This window comes from Pseudarthrobacter sp. MEB009 (assembly GCF_030208875.1).
Lineage (GTDB): Bacteria > Actinomycetota > Actinomycetes > Actinomycetales > Micrococcaceae > Arthrobacter.
This window is the reverse complement of record NZ_JARVTC010000013.1, coordinates 66,569-84,245: the sequence shown is the minus strand read 5'-3', so window position 1 is coordinate 84,245 and position 17,677 is coordinate 66,569. Positions and strand designations below refer to the sequence as shown.

The following is a 17,677-nucleotide window of genomic DNA, read 5'->3' as shown; positions in this document are numbered from 1 at the left end:
ACCTGAAAGGCCCCCCATGCATTTCATCGGCATCACCCACCTCGGCACGCCCTGGGCCGCGGCCCTGGCCGGCGCCCGCGTCCTTCCCCTTGCCCCGGTGGCCGACTTCTGGGCCGACCCCACGGGTTGGCAGGACACGGCCGCCTCCCTGGTGACGGACACGGAAGCGGCCGACGGCGGCACTTTCCTTGAGCGCGCAGGCGTCACCGAAGTGCCTCTGGTCCCGGCCTCTGCCAGGGTCATCTGCGTGGGCCTGAACTACAAAGCCCATGTCGCCGAGGGCAGCTACAAGAACCAGGACCTGCCGCCGTATCCCACCCTGTTCGGGCGCTGGACGGCTTCCCTGTCCGTGGGCAACGTCCCTGTCCCGGTCCCCACCGGCGAAGCAGGCCTGGACTGGGAGGGTGAAGTCGCGGCGTACATCGGCCAGCGGGTGGAGTCCGTGGACGAGGAAACAGCTGCCGGCGCCGTTTTCGGCTACTCCACCTTCAACGACATCACCTCCCGGACCGCCCAGAAGCTCACCTCACAGTGGACCCTTGGCAAAAACGGCGACTTCAGCGGCCCGCTGGGCCCACTGGTGAGCCGCGATGAGGTGGGCGACCTGCGGGACGGCCTCCAGGTCCGCACCCGCGTCAACGGTGTGGAGGCCCAGAACGGCAACACCCGGGACATGATCTTCTCCGTGCCGGCCATCATCGCCCTGATCAGCCAAACGTTCACCCTGCATCCGGGCGATGTCATAGCCACCGGAACGCCGGAGGGTGTGGGCTATGCCCGCACACCGCAGTGGCTGCTCCAGCCCGGCGACACCGTCGAAGTGGAAATCGACAAGCTCGGCACCCTCACCACCCCCGTGGGCGACGTGTCCCTGCGGAGCCGTGCCTGATGGCTGACACGCCCATTGCCACCCCGGCCGGCCGGGCCGCCGTGGCCGGGCTGCCGGGGGAGGTGCAGGTCCTCATTTCCGGCGGCGGCCCCAGCGGACTCTTCCTGGCCCTGGACCTTGCCGGCCGCGGCATCCCCAGCCTGGTGATCGAGCCCCGGGACGCCGTGGACCACACCCGGCCCCGGGCCAAAACCACCAACGCCCGCACCATGACGCACTTGCGCCGCCTGGGCCTGGCGGACGCCGTCCGAGCCGCCGCACCCCTTCCCGTGGGGTACTCCCAGGATGTCGCGTTCTGCACCGGCCTCACCGGGCCCGCCGCCCATGAGCTGCGCCGGTTCCGCAACGCCTTCCAGCTGGTCCCCGGGCGGTACGGCCCGCAGCCTGAGGCGGGCCAGCAGATCCCGCAGCCAGCACTGGAGGAAGTCCTGCGCGCCGCAGCCGGCCGGCATCCGCTGATCACCCTGGCCTACGGCCTCACAGTGCAGCATGTCGAGGGGGCGCACGCGCCGCACTCCGTGCTGGTCGCGACCCCTGCCGGTGAGCAACGGACCGTCGTGGCCAACTACGTCATCGGGGCCGACGGCGGCACCTCCGCAGTACGCCGCAGCCTGGGGATCCGCCTGGCGGGAGGGTCCGCGGCGCTGTCCAACATCAGCGTCCTGTTCCGCTCCAGGCAGCTGGCCGGCGCCGTGGCGCTGGAACCGGCAGTCCATTACTGGGTGGTGGGGCAGGACGCCTCGGGCATGGTGGGTCCCATGGACCTGGCCAACACGTGGTGGGCCATCGTCCAGGGCGTGGATCCCGACGTTTCGGTGGACAACGCCGCCGCGGAAAAACTGGTCCATTCCCTGGTCGGCGCCGAAGTGGACGTGGAAGTCCTGGCCACCGACCCCTGGACGGCCCGGATGCTCCTGGCACCGGACTACAGCCGCGGCAACATCTTCCTGGTGGGCGACGCCGCCCACCTGAACCCGCCCTGGGGCGGCCACGGCTTCAACACCTGCATCGGCGACGCCGCCAACCTCGCCTGGAAACTGGCCGCCTCGATCAACGGCTGGGCCGGGCCCGGCCTCCTGGCCAGCTACGGCGCTGAACGCCGCCCGGTTGCTGCCCGGACCATCAGCGATGCCGCCGCCAACGGTCAGGCCCTGGCGTACCACTTCGCTGATCCGGCCCTCGCGGCGGCGGGCCCGGCCGGGGATGCCGCCCGTGCCGCAGCCCACCAGGCCCTCGCCGTGAAGCAGAGCGAGTTTGATTCCCTGGGCCTGGTGCTGGGCTACTCGTACGCGGGCTCGCCGGTGGTGGTCCCGGATGGCCTGCCCATCCCGCCGGAGGACCCCATCAGCTATGTCCCATCCGCCAATCCCGGCGCGCTGCTGCCGCACACCTGGCTGGCCGATGCCACCTCGGTGTACAGCAGCCTGGGCACCGGCTTCACCTTGCTGGCCGACGCCGGCACCTTGGCCGGGGTGCCGGAAACCGACGTTTTCGCCCCGGTCCTGGCAGCGGCCGCCCGGCAGGGCATTCCGGTGACCGTTGCCGCCGTCGGCCCGTCCGACGACGGGACCACCATGGCCGAACTCTGGGGCGCGGGCGCGGTGCTGGTCCGGCCCGACCAGCACGTGGCCTGGCGCGGGAACGCCGCAGAAGCCGCCGCGGCCGCCCTGTCCGTCGCGGCCGGTTTAAACGCCGACGCCGCTGCAACATCCCCCAACGACTCCAGGAGTGCCCGTGTCGACGCCGTCCTTCCGTGATTTCCTGTACGCCCCGAACCACCCACGGGTGGCGGCCATCAGGGGGCTGGACGCCCGCGGGTACGCCGAGGCGGCCACGCGGGATTCCTTCGCCGGGCCCATGATCGAGGGCTGGAAAAAGCTCTACCCCCGGCCGTTCCGCGGGATCACCAGTGACGGCGTGATGCAAGAAGGCCTGTTTCCGTTGGCCCCCGCCCGGCCCGGCGAAGAGGCGCCCACCGCGCAGATGGTGGCAGCGGCCGGGAAACTCCTGGCCGTGGTGAGTGATCAGCAGGCCGGGAAGCTCCGCTACGCCGTGGACGCGGTGGAGTGGCAGAGCTGGGCCAACCCCGAGTTTATGCAGCACGATACCGGGCTCCGGCTGGACGAACTGGACGCCCCCGTCCGGGATGCCGCACTGGCCCTGGTGGAAGCCACGCTCAGCCCGGAAGGCTTCGAGTTGGTGCGCGGGCTGATGCGGATCAACGGCTTCCTGGGCGACCTGGTGGAGCTGCCCCTGCTGATGAACGAGTTCAGCTACAACTTCTCCCTCTTCGGCGAACCGTCCGGGACGGAGCCGTGGGGGTGGCAGCTTTTTGGCCACCACGCGGCCGTGAACGCTTTGGTGGCAGGCACGCAGCTGGTCATCTCGCCCGTGTTCCTCGGCGCCGAACCGGACCTGATCGACGCCGGCCCGCACCGCGGCGTCCAGGTGTTCAAGGAGCGGATCGGGCTGGCCCGGCAGCTGATGGAAGCCTTGCCCGCTGAGCTACGCGACGCGGCCACGGTCTATGCGGCCATGGTTGACCCTGCCATGCCTGAGGGCCGGCTCCACTCCGGCGACGAGCGGCACCTTGGCGGCTGCTTCCAGGACAACCGGGTGATCCCGTACGAGGGGATCAAGGTCTCCGCCATGCCCACCGAAGCCCTCGAAGTGCTGGATGCCTTGGTGGCGGATTTCCTGGTGTACCTGCCGGCCGGGCCGCGTGCCGCCCGGCTCCGGGAGATCCGCAGTCATTACAGTGAGACCTTCTTCAGCTGGATCGGCGGCTGGGAGGGTGCGGAGGCGTTTTACCTGCGCGTGCAGAGTCCGGTGGTAATCCTGGAGCTTGACCATCACACCGGGGTGTTCCTGGACAATGACGAGCCGGCGCCATTCCACATGCACACGGTGGTCCGGACCCCCAACGGAAACGACTACGGCCGCGGGCTGGTCAAGCAGGCCCTGACCCCTTAAACCCAACTGACTCGCAGTTGTTGTCGTTTTGGGGGCTCAAAACGACAACAACTGCGAGTCAGTTGGGTGGGGGCACCGCGGGGCGGTTAGAGCTCCAGGGCGGCGCGGCGCTGCGGCGGGGGTCCCACCACGGTGAGGTCCATCTCCGCCTGGGCCCGGCCGAAGCCTTCCATGTCCATGTAGGGCTGGCCGCCTTCGGTGTACATGTAGTCCTCGGTGGGCTTGTTGAAGTATTCGAAGAACCCGTTGAACACCGAGGGAGTCAGGAAGCCCACCATCTGGGTGTTGTGCGCATCGAACGCGAAGGAATGGATGGTGCCGGCGGGGGCATGCACAAAGTCCCCCTTGGTCAGCAGCATTTCGCGGCCGTTGGCGTACAGCCACATCCGGCCCTCGGTGCACAGGAAGTTCTCGGTGTGTTCGGAGTGGAAGTGCAGCGGAATGTACGGTGATTTTGCACCCTTGGTGTGCACGGCGAAGTAGTTGGACCCGGTGTTGGCGGGCCGGGACAGGTAGGTGAACATGGTCTGGTAGCTGACCAGCCGCTCACCTTCGCCGGCGCTGAGGAAGTACGGGCTTTCCGACGGCGGCAGGCCGGCGTCGTGCTTGAAGGCGGGCGCCACCCGTTCCACGTCCGGGAAGGTGATGCCGAATTCGGCACCGATTTCCGCCTGCTCCTGCAGCCCCGCGGTGCGGCCGGCGCGGACCGGGGGCACGTGCGAGTCGATGGGGGTGCCCACGCGTTCGTAGTAGGCCTCGGCGCCACCGGGCGTCATCCAGTTCAGGAAGCGGGTGTAGTGGCTGGCCATGCGGTAGGCGTGCGGGGTTCCCGGCGGGATGACCACGGAGTCGCCCGGGGTCAGGATGCGGCTTTCGCCTGGGAGCCAGACGTGCAGGATCCCGTCGAAGACGTAGAGGGTCTTGTGCTCAACCTGGTGCGTGACGAAGGGCGACTCCGCGCCCATGCCGCCGGAGATGTAGGCCGCACTGAAGATCCCGCCGGTATCGGCTGCCCGCGCGATCACGGTGACCAGCTGGCCGTTGAGCTCGTAGCGCGCGCCTTCGCCTGATGCCATGTAATACGGCAGGGCCTCGCCGGGCAGGGCGTTGGCAACCGGGAGCTGCCTGTTCATTTCCTCAACGCTGAGGGACATGGGTTCCTTCTTTCCAGTCGGCCGGCCAGTGCCGGAGCGTGACCTACAGCATGGCTGGCCGCCGGTCCTGCTACGAGGCTGGATTCCAATGGTTGGAAGCCGAAGTGGGTCACGCCGTGCGGGGTCCTTAGGACTCGCACTCCCGGCAGTACTTCTTGCCGTCCTTTTCCCGGGCCAGTTGGCTGCGGTGGTGGACCAGGAAGCAGGACATGCACGTGAACTCGTCCAGCTGCACCGGGACCACCTGAACCTGCAGCTCCTCGTTGGAGAGGTCAGCGCCGGGCAGTTCGAAGCCTTCGGCAAGGTCTGTTTCGTCCACGTCCACCACCGCTTCGCGGCGGTTGGACTTGTCGTTCTTCAGCTCGTCCAGGGCGGTGTTCGGCTCGTCGCCGGGGGTCACCCGGGGGGCGTCGTAGTCAACTGACATTGGTGCTTTCTCCTGTCGGCTTTCACGCGCGGATTGTTCCGGACAGAGCCACAACGGGTCACGGTCTGCAGATATTCCCGCTACTCTACGCGATTGCGGTGCAGGGTAAGTAGACTGGTCTAACTACCTACGATTCCGGAGCCCCACATGCCTGCAACAATTCCCGCCGGTTCCACGCGGCGCCCCGCGCGCACGCTGCTCCTTGAAGCCGCCGCCCCGCTCTTTTACGCCCACGGAATCACGGCCACAGGGATCGATGCCATCACCGCCGGTGCGGGCGTGGCCAAAAAGAGCCTGTACAACAACTTCCGTTCCAAGGCGGACCTGGTGGCTGCCTACCTGGAGGCACGCCACGAGGAATGGCTGGACCTGTACCGTGCCCGCCTGGACGCCGCAGCGGACCCCGGGGAGCAGGTGCTGGCGGTGTTTGACGCGTACCGCGACCACGCCAACTTCGCCTACCAGGACGGGTTCCGCGGCTGCGGGCTCCTGAACGCCGCAGCCGAACTCCCGGCCGGTGATCCCGGCCGCCAGGCCGTCCGGCAACACAAGGAAGACGTGGAGGACCTCCTCCGCGGGCCACTGCAAACGTTGCTGCCGGGGGAGCCGGGCCGGGCAGCGCAACTGGCGCGGCACCTGGCGTTCCTCCTGGAGGGCGCCATGGCCCGCGCCGGGCTGCAGGGCGACGACGGCCCGCTCCTTGAAGCCCGGCAGCTTGCCGCCGGACTCCTGGAAGCCCTGTGACGGCCGCCCGGGTTCAGGCTCCGGCGGCCACAGCCCGGCCAACCGGCGGACACAGCCGCGGAGCCCTTGCCGTGGTGGCTGCCTCCGTCCTGTGGGGCACCACCGGGACAGCCGCCACCTTCGCCCCCGGCGCCGGTCCGCTGGCCATCGGCGCCGTGGCCATGGGGGTGGGTGGGCTGCTGCAGGCCCTTTTTGCGCTGTCATCGATCCGGCGCCACCGCACCGGGCTGTTGGCCCGCTGGCCGCTGCTGCTGATGGGCGCCGCAGCGGTGGCCGTCTATCCGCTGGCGTTCTATTCCGCCATGCACCTGTCCGGCGTGGCCGTTGGAACGGTGGTTTCCATCGGTTCCGCCCCCATTGCGGCCGCGCTGATCGAGCGGGTTGTGGATGGACAGCGGCTTCGCCGCCGGTGGATCGTGGGCGCGCTGCTGGGCATCTCCGGAGCCGCAGTGCTGTCGTTTGCGGGCCACGGTGGAGGGGCCGCAGCAGGCGGAGACGGGTCGCCGTGGCTGTCGACGGCGGGAATCCTGCTGGGCCTGCTCGCCGGCGCCACCTATGCCCTGTATTCCTGGGCCGCGCACCGCATCATCGGCACCGGCATCCCGTCCAAGGCGGCAATGGGCGCAGTTTTCGGGTTGGGCGGCCTGCTGCTGATGCCGGTGCTGGCCGTCACCGGAGGTGCCCTGCTGGAGTCGTGGACGGCTGCGGCGGTTGGCGCCTACATGGCCCTGGTCCCGATGTTTGCGGGCTACCTGCTGTTCGGCTGGGGCCTGGGGCGGGTCGGGGCCAGCACAGCTACCGGAATCTCGCTGCTGGAGACGGTGGTGGCGGCCGTCCTTGCCGTGCTGGTGGTGGGGGAACGGTTGCCGGCCGCGGGCTGGCTCGGGGCCGCAGTGGTCCTGGGGAGCCTCTTTATCCTGGGGCCGGGCAGGACGGCGGAGAAACAGGCCCCCATCCCGGCGACGGGCCTGCGCCGGTAGGCTGGGCGCATGACTTCGGGGGAAAGCAGCAATCCAGGACGCACCGCCAAAACGCTCCAACGGTGGCTGGTGCCCTTGCTGGCAGTGGCGGCCACGGTGGCGGGGCTGGTCATCCTCAATGCACCACGGGAAATCGGTTGGGTTGCCTACGCGCCCCTGAGCAATACATCCTTCGCCTCGTCAGGCCCTGAGCTGGTGGTGGTGGACGGCACGTCCCTGTCCGGCGTGGCCCTGGTGGGCGCCGGACTGCTGGCCCTGGCGTTCTGGGCCGGCTTCCGCGTGGGCCGGCAGCGCATAGCCCGGGCGTAACAAACCAGGTCCGGCAGGGGCTCAGTGCCGGCGCAGCTCAGCGAATTCGATGGACGGCACGATCGCACCGGCGTCGCGCTCCACAAAGTTGGTACCCGGCGGCACCAGCTCATCGATGGCGTCCAGGACGGCCTCGCTGAGCCGGACGTCCGCCGCGGCCAGGTACGCGGCGAGGTGTTCCCCGCTGCGCGGCCCGATGATGACGCTGCTGATGGCCGGGTGGGCCAGGGTGAACCCCACGGCGAGGTCCACGAGGGACAGCTCGAGCTTGTCGGCGAGCCGCGCCAGGGCGTCGGCGGCGTGCAGCTTGCGTTCACTGGTGGGGCCGGAGATGTCGTACCGGCCGGGCAGTGAGTGCACCTTGGACGCTGTGCCCTCCTTCAGCACAAAACTTCCGGACAGCCAGCCGCCCGCCAGTGGGCCGTACGCCAGGACACCCAGGCCGTACTGCTGCGCAATGGGCAGCACGTCGCGTTCGTTGCCGCGCACCAGCATGGAGTACGGCACCTGGTTGCCCAGCGGCGGAATGAGGTGGTTGGTGTTGGCCAGCCACTGCGCCTCCACCAGCTGCGCTGGGGTGAACACGGACGTGCCGTAGTAGAGGATCTTGCCCTGCCGGATGAGGTCGTTGAGGGTGGTAATGGTCTCCAGGACGTCGGTGTTGTAGTCCGGCCGGTGCGCCTGGTAGAGGTCGATCCGGTCGGTTTGCAGCCGGCGGAGGCTGCCTTCCACCGCCTGCGTGATCCAGCGCCGGGAGTTTCCGGAGTGCGCCGGGTTGGCGCTCATCTGGCCGTGGAACTTGGTGGCCAGGAAAACGTCGTCGCGGCGGCCGCGCAGCGCCCGGCCCACCACCTGCTCCGACTCGCCCTGGGAGTAGACGTCCGCGGTGTCCACGGCGGTGATTCCGGCATCCAGTGCGGCGTTGATGATGCGGATGCTTTCATCGGCGCCCGTGGGGGCGCCCTGCTGCCCGCCGGCGCCTTCGCCGAAGTTCATGGTGCCCAGGGTGAGTGGGCTGATGGGCGTGCCCGACCGCCCAAACACCCGCAGTTCGCTCAGGCTCATCCCGGGTTTCCTCCACAATCCGTGCCGTTTATGTCCTCGATCGTCACGACGCTACACAGATTGGCCGGGGGGCCGCAGAATCCCGCCTTAGTCCTTCTCTTTTCGTCGCACAAGGTAACGGGACGGGCCGGGCATGACGAAATGTGGCGGCCGGGCAGGGTATGCGGTGGAACGACCGACGGCGGGACACCGGGCAGGTGCCGGCGGAACCAGCAGCAGGGCCCGGCTTCGCCGTGCTGACCCCGGCGCCGTTGGGCAGGGAGGGCCGTGCCCATGCGGCCAGGTTTCGTCCCCGGCGCCTCCTGCCATAATCTGGAGCGACGGTTGTGCGCGGGGGTGCAGGCGCCCGGTGCGACACGCCAGCTTTTGTAAGTTCGGTCCCATCACACCAGGCGAGGCGGACATCCATGACGGCAACAGAGCAGCAGCAGTCCCACCCAGCGGGCGGCCCGGCGGCCCCTCCCGGAGCGGCTGCCGGCAGCGGATCCCCCCTGGCCGACGCCGTGGATCCTGCCCTCCTCCAGCAGCTGGCCGATGCGCACGGCGTTGGCACCACTTTCCAGGGCTGGGACGGCCTGCCCCATACTGTGGCGGCCGCGACGCTGATCAAGGTGCTGCATTCCCTGGGCGTCCAGGCGCAGACCAACCAGCAGATCCAGGCGGCGCTCGCCGCCGCGGAACTGGCGCCCTGGCAGCGGATGCTGCCGCCCGCCGTCGTTGTCAGGCAGGGCAAGGCGGCGGACGTTCCGGTCCACGTGCCGGACGGCGCTGCGGTCAGCCTGGCCATCAGCCTGGAGGACGGTGCCAGCAGGCAAGCCACCCAACAGGATGCCTGGGTCCAGCCGCGCGAGGTGGACGGCGTCCTGACGGGCCGCGCCACCTTCGCCCTGCCGGCGGACCTGCCGCTGGGCTGGCACACCCTGCACGCCACGTCAGGGGACGCCACCGCCACCGCAACACTGGTGGTGGTCCCCGAACGGCTGGAAACAGCCCGGCACCTGGAGGAACGCCGTGGCTGGGGGCTGGCCACGCAGCTGTACTCCGTGCGGTCCAAACGGTCCTGGGGGATTGGCGACTTTGCGGACCTGGCAGACCTCGCCGCCATCAGCGGGCAGCGCGGTGCCGACTACGTGCTGGTGAACCCGCTGCATGCGGCCGAACCGGTGCCGCCGGTCCAGCCCTCGCCGTACTCACCGTCCACCCGCCGTTTCTTCAACCCGCTCTACATCCGGGTGGAGGACATCCCCGAGCTGGCCTACCTGAAACCCCGCAAGCGGGCCACGGTGGAGCGGCTCCGCGAAGAAGTGGCGGGCCTGAACAACAACGCTGACCGCCTGGACCGGGACGCCGTTTACGCGGCCAAGCTGCAGGCGCTCGAGCTCCTCTACCACGCGCGCCGCGCGCCCGCCCGGCAGGCAGCCTTCGACGAATTCTGCCGGATCTCCGGTACCGGCCTGGACCATTTTGCGCTGTGGTCTGCGATCCGTGAGGACGCGGCACCCGATGATCCGTTGTGGACGGACCCCGGCTTCGCGGTGGGCACCTCCGGCGCTGCGGCCCTGCAGGAGAAGCTCGCGGACCGGATCGGGTTCCACCGCTGGCTGCAGTGGATCTGCGACGAACAGCTTGAATCGGCGCAGCAGTCGGCGCGCCGTGCGGGCATGCGGCTGGGCGTGGTCCACGACCTGGCCGTGGGCGTGGACCTGAACAGCGCCGATGCCTGGACGCTGCGCGGCGTCCTGGCGCCGGAGACCAGCGTGGGTGCGCCGCCGGACATGTACAACCAGCAGGGCCAGGACTGGGGCCAGCCGCCGTGGCACCCCTCCCGGTTGGCCGAGGCCGGCTACGCGCCGTTCCGGAACATGCTGGCCACCGTGCTCCGGCATGCGGGCGGTATCCGGGTGGACCACGTGCTGGGCCTGTTCCGGCTCTGGTGGGTTCCGGCCGGCAACGCGCCGGGGGATGGCGCCTACGTCCGCTATGACCATGAGGCGCTGATCGGCATCCTGGCGCTGGAGGCGCACCGCGCCGGCGCCGTGGTGATTGGTGAGGACCTGGGCACCTTCGAGCCGTGGGTCCGGGACTACCTGGCCGCGCGCGGCATCCTGGGAACATCCATCCTGTGGTTCGAGTACGACGGCGATTCGCCCCTTCCGCCGGAAAAGTACCGCGTGCAGGCGCTCGCCAGCGTCAACACCCACGACCTTCCACCTACCGCCGGCTACCTCGCGGGGGACCACGTGGCGCTCCGCAGCCGGCTGGGCCTGCTGGAACGGTCCGAGGCCGAGGAACGGGAAGAGCACAACGCCTCGCTGGAGAAGATGTTTGCGCTGCTCCGCGAACGGGGATACCTTTCCGGCGACGGTCCCGGCGGAACCGCCGGCCGTGGGGATTCCGAGGCCAAAACCATCGAGGCGCTGCACCTGCTGCTGACGGAGGCGCCGTCGGTCCTGCTGGGGGTGGCGCTGGTGGATGCGGTGGGGGAGCGGCGGGTCCAGAACCAGCCCGGAACCACCGAAGCGCTCTACCCGAATTGGCAGGTGCCGCTCGGCGGTCCGGACGGCAAACCGGTGTTCCTGGACGATCTGCCCAGCAACAGCCGCTTTACGTCGCTGCTCGACTCGGTGGAGCGCGCGTTGCGGAACCCCTAGGCCGAAGCGGGGACCAGCGCAGTGGGTGACGCCACGCGGACTGTCCGGACCAACGGTCCCGGCAGTCCCGTGGCGGGATCCAGGGCGAAGGTGGCCACAGTGTCTGAACGTTCGTGGGCCACATGCAGCCAGGGGCCCAGGACAACATGGTGGCGCGGCCAGTCGCCGCCGCAGTCCACGTCCTTGACGGGAACCAGGCCGGCGCCGCCATCCACCACCTCCAGGACACTGATGAGGTTGGACCCGCGGACACCGGCGTAGGCATGGCGGTCGCCGGGGCCAAGGCAGATCTCCGCGGCCGAATCGCCGGGCCCACTGCCGCCGGCAGTGGCCGGCCCCTGGAACGCCAGGGAAAAGGTGCCCGCAACGGGCCGGACCACAAAAACCTCAATGGAGTATTCGGACACCACAAAGACGCTGCCGCTGATGTGCTGGACCAGGTGGCGCGGTCCGCTCCCGAACGGCAGCACCACCTCCCCGTCTAAAACCAGCCCGGTGCCGGGCACATACTTCCAGATCCGCAGGATGTCGTGGCCCAGGTCGGTGGTCATGATCCGGCCGTCCGCCAGCATCAGGCTGGCGTGGGCGCGGCTCTGCCGCGGCGCGTCCACGGCCTGCCCGGCATACGGGTCGGTGCCGGCAGCGGCGGGGATCCGGCCGGTGATCGCCCCCGCCGGATCGAGTTCGTAGAGGATGACCTGGCCGTCGCCCCAACAGGTGGCGGTGAGGAACCTGCCCTGCGGGTCCACCGCCACGTGGCAGGTGGCATCGCCGGCCTCCACTGGTCCACCGGCCGGGGCCAGGCCAAAGCTGCCGGTGCGCGCATATGCCTGGACCATACGACGCTGCTCGGCCACGGCATACACCACCGGAAGCGTGGGATGGGCAGCCACAAACGACGGCGACTCTGCCGGCACCGCCGTTCCCAGCCATTCGAGTGTTCCGTCCCTGTTTGCCTTGAGCGCACCGATGCCCTCCGCCCGGCCGCCGCCGTCAGGGGTGTAGGTGCCGGTCCAGAGAATGGTGCTGGAATCGCTTAAGGTGTACGCCATGAACCCATCCTGCCAAGACAATGCGGGTTCCGGGGGCACCCGCGCGGTGTCCGATAGCATGGAATTCCCAGCCCGCGCCGATGGAGGAAGGGGGCGCCATTCCCACCCCGGAAGTTTTATCAGGTGAGGGCATCGCGTCCATGCTCCGCGGGGCCGGCTGCGTATTTGCCGAGGACGAGGCCCGGCTGCTCCTCGCTGAGGCGTCCGGGCCGGCCGAGCTGGCGGACTACGTCCGGCAACGGCTTGCCGGGATCCCGCTGGAGTACATCGTGGGGTGGGCCGACTTTGCGGGCCGGCGCATCGCCGTCGTCCCCGGTGTTTTTGTGCCGCGCCGCCGGACCGGGCTCCTGGTGCAGGAGGCAGCGGATTTCCTGGCCGCCAGGGGTGCCGCCGGGGCGGTGGTGGTTGACCTGTGCTGCGGTTCCGGGGCGGTAGGTGTGGGCATCGCCGCGAAGGTACGGGGCATCGAGCTGCACGCCGCGGACATCGACCAGGTTGCGGTGGACTGCGCCCGCCGCAATATCGGACCGCTGGGCGGGGAGGTTCACCAGGGTGACCTCTTTGAAGCGTTGCCGCCGGAGCTGCGGGGCAGGGTCAGGGTCCTCGCGGTTAACGCCCCCTATGTTCCCAGCGCGGCCATCGCGACCATGCCCCCGGAGGCGCGCCTGCACGAAACCCTGGCCTGCCTGGATGGCGGCGCCGACGGCCTGGACGTGCACCGGCGGGTTGCCGCGGGAGCGCTGGACTGGCTGGAACCGGGCGGCCGGCTGATCATGGAAACCAGTGGACGCCAGGCGGCCGGGACGGCATCGATCCTGGCCGCGGCAGGGCTGGCGGTCCGCACGGTCCGGTCCGCCGACGTGGACGGGACGGCTGTTGCGGGCACGGCACCGCTAGCATAAACAGGGCGGCCGCCGCCTGGCCGCGCAGACACCTCCGGAGCGAAAGGCACGTGTGCGAATCCTGCTGGTGGATGACGACGCCGGGATCCTGCTCGGCTTCAGCACTGCCCTCGGGCGGCGCGGCCATGAAGTCCTGGCCGCAGGAACGGTCGCAGCGGCCCTCGACTGCGCGCGGACGGGCCAGCCGGACATCGGGGTCATCGACGTGATGCTGCCCGACGGCGACGGGTTTGGCCTGTGCCGGCGCATCGCGGCCGAGTGGGGGTTCCCCACCGTCCTTCTCACGGCCCGCGATGATGATGCGGACGTGGTGGGCGGCCTCGAAGCCGGAGCCGACGACTATGTGGTGAAGCCGGTGGCGCCGGACGTTCTGGAAGCCCGGTTGCGGGCCGTGCTGCGGCGCGGGCGCCGGATGCAGGACACCGGCCCTGCAGGTCCGGTCCAACTGGGCCAGCTGCGCATTGACGATTCCGCCAAGGAAGTGCTCGCGGGGGATTCGGTCCTGTCCCTGTCCGCCACGGAATTCCGGCTGCTCCTGGAACTGGCCGGCAGGCCAGGCCATGCCCTGAGCCGGAGCCAGCTGATTGACTCCGTGTGGGCCGATTCGCCGCCCGAATCGCCGCGGGTGGTGGACACCACCATCCAACGCCTGCGTGCCAAACTCACCGAAGCGGAAGTGACGGAACCCGCGCTCGAAACTCTCCGGGGCATCGGATACCGGCTCCGGTGAGGCGGCTGAGCCTGCGGTGGGCGCTGGTGCTTGCCCTGACCACCACCGCCGTCCTGGTCAGTGTCCTGGTGACAGTGGTCCTGGTGGGCATCACCCGGGACGCCACGTATGCGTCCCGGCAGGAGGCGCTGCTGGCCGACTTCCGCGAAAGTACCGCGCCTTTCAGCCGGGCGGTCACCCTGGCCGCGCCCGATGCCGAGTGGGACCTGTACGGTGAGGTGCTGCCCGGCCGCACCGTCATCTTTGACCTGCAGGGCACCCGGAGCGCCGGGGACCTGGGCCGGGCAGACATCCCGGCTCCGTTCCTGGGCGCGTTGGGCCCGGAGACCACTGACTTGCAGTTCCGCCGCGGCACCCTGAACGGTGACGAGGTGTTTTTTGTGGGCGGAGTGCTGCCCGCCCGAGGCGAGGATCAGCAGCCCAGGCTTGCCGTTGTCACCGCCTATTCCCTGGAACCGGAACGCAGGCAGCTCCTCCAGCTGGTGGGCGCGGGCGTTGCGATCGGCGGCATCGCGGTTGCCCTGGCCATCGTCCTGGGCCTGTTCCTGGGTACCGCGCTGACCCGGCCGCTGCGGCGGCTGGCCCGGATGGCCCAGCAGGTGGGCGACGGCGCCGTCCCCGAGCCGGCAAGGTCAGCGTTTCCCGACATCGACAAGGTGGCCGGGACCCTGGCCGAGTCTTCGCGCAGCCTGTCCGTGAGCATGGCCCAGCTTGCCCGCCGTGAGCAGGAAGCCCGCCGGCTGGTGGGGGACGTGGCGCATGAACTCCGGACACCGCTGGCGTCCATGGCCGCCGTCAGCGAAATCCTGGCCGACTTCCGGCAGGCCACTCCGGAGGAGCAGGCCGCAGCCGTCCGGATCACCACCGACGGAACCCGGCGACTGTCCGTGCTGGTGGCGGAGGTCCTGGAGCTGTCCCGGATGGAAGCCGGCGCCGCGCGGATCAGCGTCTCCCGCGGCCGGCTCCTGGCTGCCCTACAGGAAGCAGTGCTCGACGCTGATCCGGAGCGCAGTGGCTCTGTGGAACTTTCCTGCCCCCGCAGCCTGGTCCTGGTCACCGACTTTGCCCGGGTGCGGACGGTGGTCAGCAACCTGCTCACCAACGCCCTCCGCTATGGTGCCGCCCCCATCCGGGTCAGCGCAGCGGAACGCGGCGGCGGCATCATCATCACGGTCCAGGACCACGGGCCAGGTATCCCCGCAGACCGGCGCGAGCACATCTTTGAGCGTTTCACGGTGCTTGACCCGGCCCGCCGCAGGCCGGACAGCAGCGGGCTGGGGCTCGCCATCGCCAGGGAAAACGCCAGGCTCCTTGGCGGGACGCTGGCCCTGGCAGGCACGGAAACGGGCGCCACCTTTGTCCTTGCGCTGCCCGCGGCACCCGCTTCCTGGACAGTAGACGCCGCGATGGTGTGACGGTCCTGTGACATAGCCGGGGAACCATGTGGAGCGACCTTTCGCCTGCACCCAGAATTGGAGGCCCGTTATGGACGGCTCCCCGCCCCACGTTCCCCCCTACCCGGACCGGTTGCCGCGCGGCGGACGGCCTGGCAGGCGGATGCGCAGGCTCGTGGCCCTCTCGGCGTTGGCGGTCGCGCTGATGGTCATTGCCGTTGTTGGGGTCGGTGCTGTCCGGCTGGCGGCCAATATCGACACAGTGGACCTGGCCGCCGGTCCAGGTGCCGCCGCTGAACACGCAGGCAGCTTCAACGTGCTGGTGGTGGGATCGGACGGCAGGGACGGCCAGGGGGAGTCCTTCGGCGAAGGAGACATCGAGGGAGCCCGTAACGACGTCACCATGGTCCTGCACGTCAATGAGGCCCATACCGAAGCCACTGTCCTGTCGATTCCCCGGGACCTGCTGGTTGACTTCCCGGACTGCCGGAACCCCCACACTGGCGCCGTGACGGCCGGCGGGGCCGGGGTGCCCTTCAACGAGGCGCTGGGCCGGGGCGGGCTGCCCTGCACCGTGGCGGTGGCCGAGTCGCTCACGGACCTGGACATCCAGTACGCGGCAAGTTTGTCCTTCCAGGGCATGATTGACCTTTCCAACGCCGTGGGCGGTGTGCCCATGTGCTTTGCGGGACCCATTGACGACCCCGATTCCGGGCTGGCCATCCCGGCGGCAGGAACCTACGACCTGCAGGGCGGGCAGGCACTTGCCGTCCTCCGTTCCCGGCACGGCGTGGGCGATGGCAGCGACCTGGCCCGGATCTCATCGCAGCAGGCATTCGCTTCCTCGCTGATGCGCAAACTGCAGGACGAGTCCACCCTCACCAACATCCCGCGCCTCTATGCCATCGCCGAGGCGGCCACGCGGAACACCACGCTCTCCAGCAGCCTGGCGGACCTGCCCGCTTTGGTCTCCCTGGCTGGCGCCTTCCGTGACATCCCGCTCCAGGACCTGAACCTGGTGACCTACCCGTACATCCCCGCCGGCAACCGGCTCCTGCCTGACACCGTGGCCGCGCAGGCGCTGATGGAGGTGGTGACTTCCAGCGAACAGCTGGTCCTTGGCGGGGACAACGCGGGCCGGGGCGTCCAGGCAGGAACGGATGGAGGGGATAACGACGACGGCGGCACGGCGGGTGCGTCCGTGGTCCCGGAGGACCCGGCGTCACCGTCGGACGGCTCAACCGGCCTCCCGTCCGCGCCCGAAAACGTCGAAGGACAAAGTGCGGCGCAGGACAACTGCATCGTTCCCTACTCCTGGTAGTGCCGCCGTCGTAATCCTGCTGGCGATGGCCGTTCCCGAACCTGGTTCAGGCCGGGACGGTAATCACCACCTTGCCGATCGCCAGGTGTTCCTCCACGCGGCGCATTCCCTCCGCGGTGCGGGCCAGCGGGTACGTCGAGTCGATGACCGGCCGGAGCGTGCCCATCTCCACCATGGTCCGCAACTGGAGCAGGTCCGCCTCCTTGGTCACGGAGATCAAACCCCTGATTTTCTGCTGCGAGAACAGGCCTGCGAACGGGGCCAGCAGTGAACGCCCGAACCCGCCCAGGATTCTGCCGCCACCTTCCCCGCCGACAATCACGATGGTTCCTGCTGGCCTCAGCGCGCGTCGCAGCTGTTTCACCGGCCGGCGGCCGCCCATGTCGATGATCAGGTCGTAGCGCTGTTCCATCGTGGTGAAGTCCTCGCGCTGGTAGTCCAGGACGCTGTCCGCCCCGAGGGACCGGACCAGGTCCAGTTTTGGCCCGCTGCACACGCCGGTGACGTGGCCGCCCAGCGCTTTGGCGATCTGCACGGCGAAGATCCCCACGCCGCCGGCCGCGCCGAGGACCAGGACCCGTTGGCCGGGCTGCAGGCCACCGGCGTCACGGACGGCGTGCAGTGCCGTGGCCGCCGACGTGGGGATGGCCGCCGCCTGGTTGGCTGTGGCATTGGACGGGGTCCGGACAACCGATCCCGCAGGTGCCACCGCGAACTCGGCGAAAGCCCCCTTGGCGACGCCAAACACCGCATCCCCCACCATGTGCCCGGTGACGGCGGAACCCGTCCCGACGATCCGCCCGGCAACGTCCATTCCGCGCACCCTGTCCCGGGGGACCCGGAATCCGAGGGCCAGCCGGGCCAGCAGCGGAAGGCCGGTCATCACGTGCCAGTCACCGATGTGGATGGACGCCGCCTCGACCTCGATCATGACGTCCCCGGGACCGGGTGAGGGCTTGCCGACGTCGTCCACCCGAAGGACGGCGGATGTTCCATAGGTATCCTGCAGCACAGCCTTCATGGGCATTTCTCCTCTGTTATGGAAACCCTGTCCCTAACGGAATGCCTTGTCCAGCATCGCCCGGC

General features: G+C 69.4%; 16 protein-coding genes. 11 read left to right on the top strand and 5 right to left on the bottom strand.

Annotated elements, in window-relative coordinates:
• Positions 1-16 precede the first annotated feature (16 nt).
• Genes QRN07_RS11595 through QRN07_RS11585 form a run of 3 tightly spaced genes read left to right on the top strand, consistent with a single transcriptional unit; the run spans position 17 to position 3,862 of the window.
• A complete protein-coding gene (locus QRN07_RS11595; protein WP_285241088.1) occupies positions 17-889 on the top strand; it encodes a fumarylacetoacetate hydrolase family protein in 873 nt (290 codons plus the stop codon).
• Entirely contained in the window at positions 889-2,646 is a 1,758-nt protein-coding gene (locus QRN07_RS11590) for an FAD-dependent monooxygenase (RefSeq protein WP_285241087.1), read from the top strand. The genes QRN07_RS11595 and QRN07_RS11590 overlap by 1 nt, the downstream gene beginning before the upstream one ends.
• On the top strand, positions 2,624-3,862 hold the full coding sequence (locus QRN07_RS11585) for a DUF3500 domain-containing protein (RefSeq protein ID WP_056601502.1): 1,239 nt from the start codon (positions 2,624-2,626) through the stop codon (positions 3,860-3,862). The genes QRN07_RS11590 and QRN07_RS11585 overlap by 23 nt, the downstream gene beginning before the upstream one ends.
• Before the next feature lie 86 nt (positions 3,863-3,948).
• On the opposite strand, the gene QRN07_RS11580 is transcribed toward QRN07_RS11585, so the two are convergent.
• Positions 3,949-5,016 carry a quercetin 2,3-dioxygenase gene (locus tag QRN07_RS11580; protein ID WP_050684245.1) on the bottom strand — a complete coding sequence of 356 codons (1,068 nt, stop codon included), beginning with the start codon at positions 5,014-5,016 and terminating at the stop codon, positions 3,949-3,951.
• Positions 5,017-5,143: 127 nt separating this feature from the next.
• On the bottom strand, positions 5,144-5,443 hold the full coding sequence (locus QRN07_RS11575; protein ID WP_050684246.1) for a DUF4193 domain-containing protein: 300 nt from the start codon (positions 5,441-5,443) through the stop codon (positions 5,144-5,146).
• Between the two features lie 147 nt (positions 5,444-5,590).
• On the opposite strand from QRN07_RS11575, the gene QRN07_RS11570 reads away from it, so the two are divergent.
• The 3 genes from QRN07_RS11570 to QRN07_RS11560 are packed head-to-tail and all read left to right on the top strand — an operon-like array spanning position 5,591 to position 7,476.
• Entirely contained in the window at positions 5,591-6,187 is a 597-nt protein-coding gene (locus tag QRN07_RS11570; protein WP_056601495.1) for a TetR/AcrR family transcriptional regulator, read from the top strand.
• On the top strand, positions 6,184-7,167 hold the full coding sequence (locus QRN07_RS11565) for a DMT family transporter (RefSeq protein ID WP_285241086.1): 984 nt from the start codon (positions 6,184-6,186) through the stop codon (positions 7,165-7,167). The genes QRN07_RS11570 and QRN07_RS11565 overlap by 4 nt, the downstream gene beginning before the upstream one ends.
• A 9-nt stretch (positions 7,168-7,176) precedes the next feature.
• Positions 7,177-7,476, top strand: a complete 300-nt coding sequence (locus QRN07_RS11560) for a hypothetical protein (protein ID WP_050684248.1) — start codon at positions 7,177-7,179, stop codon at positions 7,474-7,476.
• A gap of 21 nt (positions 7,477-7,497) precedes the next feature.
• Here QRN07_RS11560 and QRN07_RS11555 read toward each other — a convergent pair whose 3' ends face one another.
• Positions 7,498-8,541 (bottom strand): aldo/keto reductase, encoded by a 1,044-nt coding sequence (locus QRN07_RS11555; protein ID WP_056601493.1) that lies wholly within the window; start codon positions 8,539-8,541, stop codon positions 7,498-7,500.
• A gap of 407 nt (positions 8,542-8,948) precedes the next feature.
• Between QRN07_RS11555 and malQ the strand changes: the two genes are divergently transcribed.
• The gene (malQ, locus tag QRN07_RS11550) at positions 8,949-11,192 is read left to right on the top strand and encodes a 4-alpha-glucanotransferase (RefSeq protein WP_285241085.1); all 2,244 of its coding nucleotides are present in this window, start codon (positions 8,949-8,951) and stop codon (positions 11,190-11,192) included.
• Here malQ and QRN07_RS11545 read toward each other — a convergent pair.
• Complete coding sequence (locus tag QRN07_RS11545; RefSeq protein WP_285241084.1) at positions 11,189-12,244, bottom strand: lactonase family protein; 1,056 nt, start codon at positions 12,242-12,244, stop codon at positions 11,189-11,191. The genes malQ and QRN07_RS11545 overlap by 4 nt on opposite strands.
• Positions 12,245-12,324: 80 nt before the next feature.
• On the opposite strand from QRN07_RS11545, the gene QRN07_RS11540 reads away from it, so the two are divergent.
• The 4 genes from QRN07_RS11540 to QRN07_RS11525 all read left to right on the top strand — a co-directional run bounded on the left by QRN07_RS11540 (position 12,325) and on the right by QRN07_RS11525 (position 16,591).
• A complete protein-coding gene (locus QRN07_RS11540) occupies positions 12,325-13,146 on the top strand; it encodes a putative protein N(5)-glutamine methyltransferase (protein WP_285241083.1) in 822 nt (273 codons plus the stop codon).
• A 52-nt stretch (positions 13,147-13,198) separates the two neighbouring features.
• Positions 13,199-13,876 carry a response regulator transcription factor gene (locus tag QRN07_RS11535; protein WP_050684252.1) on the top strand — a complete coding sequence of 226 codons (678 nt, stop codon included), beginning with the start codon at positions 13,199-13,201 and terminating at the stop codon, positions 13,874-13,876.
• A complete protein-coding gene (locus tag QRN07_RS11530; RefSeq protein WP_056601481.1) occupies positions 13,873-15,291 on the top strand; it encodes a HAMP domain-containing sensor histidine kinase in 1,419 nt (472 codons plus the stop codon). Before QRN07_RS11535 ends, QRN07_RS11530 begins: the two co-directional genes overlap by 4 nt.
• Before the next feature lie 70 nt (positions 15,292-15,361).
• The gene (locus QRN07_RS11525; protein WP_050684254.1) at positions 15,362-16,591 is read left to right on the top strand and encodes an LCP family protein; all 1,230 of its coding nucleotides are present in this window, start codon (positions 15,362-15,364) and stop codon (positions 16,589-16,591) included.
• Positions 16,592-16,637: 46 nt separating this feature from the next.
• Here the strand turns inward: QRN07_RS11525 and QRN07_RS11520 are convergent, their stop codons facing one another.
• Positions 16,638-17,618, bottom strand: coding sequence for an NAD(P)-dependent alcohol dehydrogenase (locus QRN07_RS11520; protein WP_285241082.1), 981 nt, complete (start codon positions 17,616-17,618; stop codon positions 16,638-16,640).
• Positions 17,619-17,677: the final 59 nt, after the last annotated feature.

What these genes read in the sequence shown, in the direction of transcription:
- QRN07_RS11595 (WP_285241088.1), top strand. Translation starts at nt 17, where the DNA reads ATGCATTTCATCGGCATCACCCACCTCGGCACGCCCTGGGCCGCGGCC.
- QRN07_RS11590 (WP_285241087.1), top strand. Translation starts at nt 889, where the DNA reads ATGGCTGACACGCCCATTGCCACCCCGGCCGGCCGGGCCGCCGTGGCC.
- QRN07_RS11580 (WP_050684245.1), bottom strand. Translation starts at nt 5,016, where the DNA reads ATGTCCCTCAGCGTTGAGGAAATGAACAGGCAGCTCCCGGTTGCCAAC.
- QRN07_RS11575 (WP_050684246.1), bottom strand. Translation starts at nt 5,443, where the DNA reads ATGTCAGTTGACTACGACGCCCCCCGGGTGACCCCCGGCGACGAGCCG.
- QRN07_RS11570 (WP_056601495.1), top strand. Translation starts at nt 5,591, where the DNA reads ATGCCTGCAACAATTCCCGCCGGTTCCACGCGGCGCCCCGCGCGCACG.
- QRN07_RS11560 (WP_050684248.1), top strand. Translation starts at nt 7,177, where the DNA reads ATGACTTCGGGGGAAAGCAGCAATCCAGGACGCACCGCCAAAACGCTC.
- QRN07_RS11555 (WP_056601493.1), bottom strand. Translation starts at nt 8,541, where the DNA reads ATGAGCCTGAGCGAACTGCGGGTGTTTGGGCGGTCGGGCACGCCCATC.
- malQ (WP_285241085.1), top strand. Translation starts at nt 8,949, where the DNA reads ATGACGGCAACAGAGCAGCAGCAGTCCCACCCAGCGGGCGGCCCGGCG.
- QRN07_RS11545 (WP_285241084.1), bottom strand. Translation starts at nt 12,244, where the DNA reads ATGGCGTACACCTTAAGCGATTCCAGCACCATTCTCTGGACCGGCACC.
- QRN07_RS11540 (WP_285241083.1), top strand. Translation starts at nt 12,325, where the DNA reads ATGGAGGAAGGGGGCGCCATTCCCACCCCGGAAGTTTTATCAGGTGAG.
- QRN07_RS11525 (WP_050684254.1), top strand. Translation starts at nt 15,362, where the DNA reads ATGGACGGCTCCCCGCCCCACGTTCCCCCCTACCCGGACCGGTTGCCG.
- QRN07_RS11520 (WP_285241082.1), bottom strand. Translation starts at nt 17,618, where the DNA reads ATGCCCATGAAGGCTGTGCTGCAGGATACCTATGGAACATCCGCCGTC.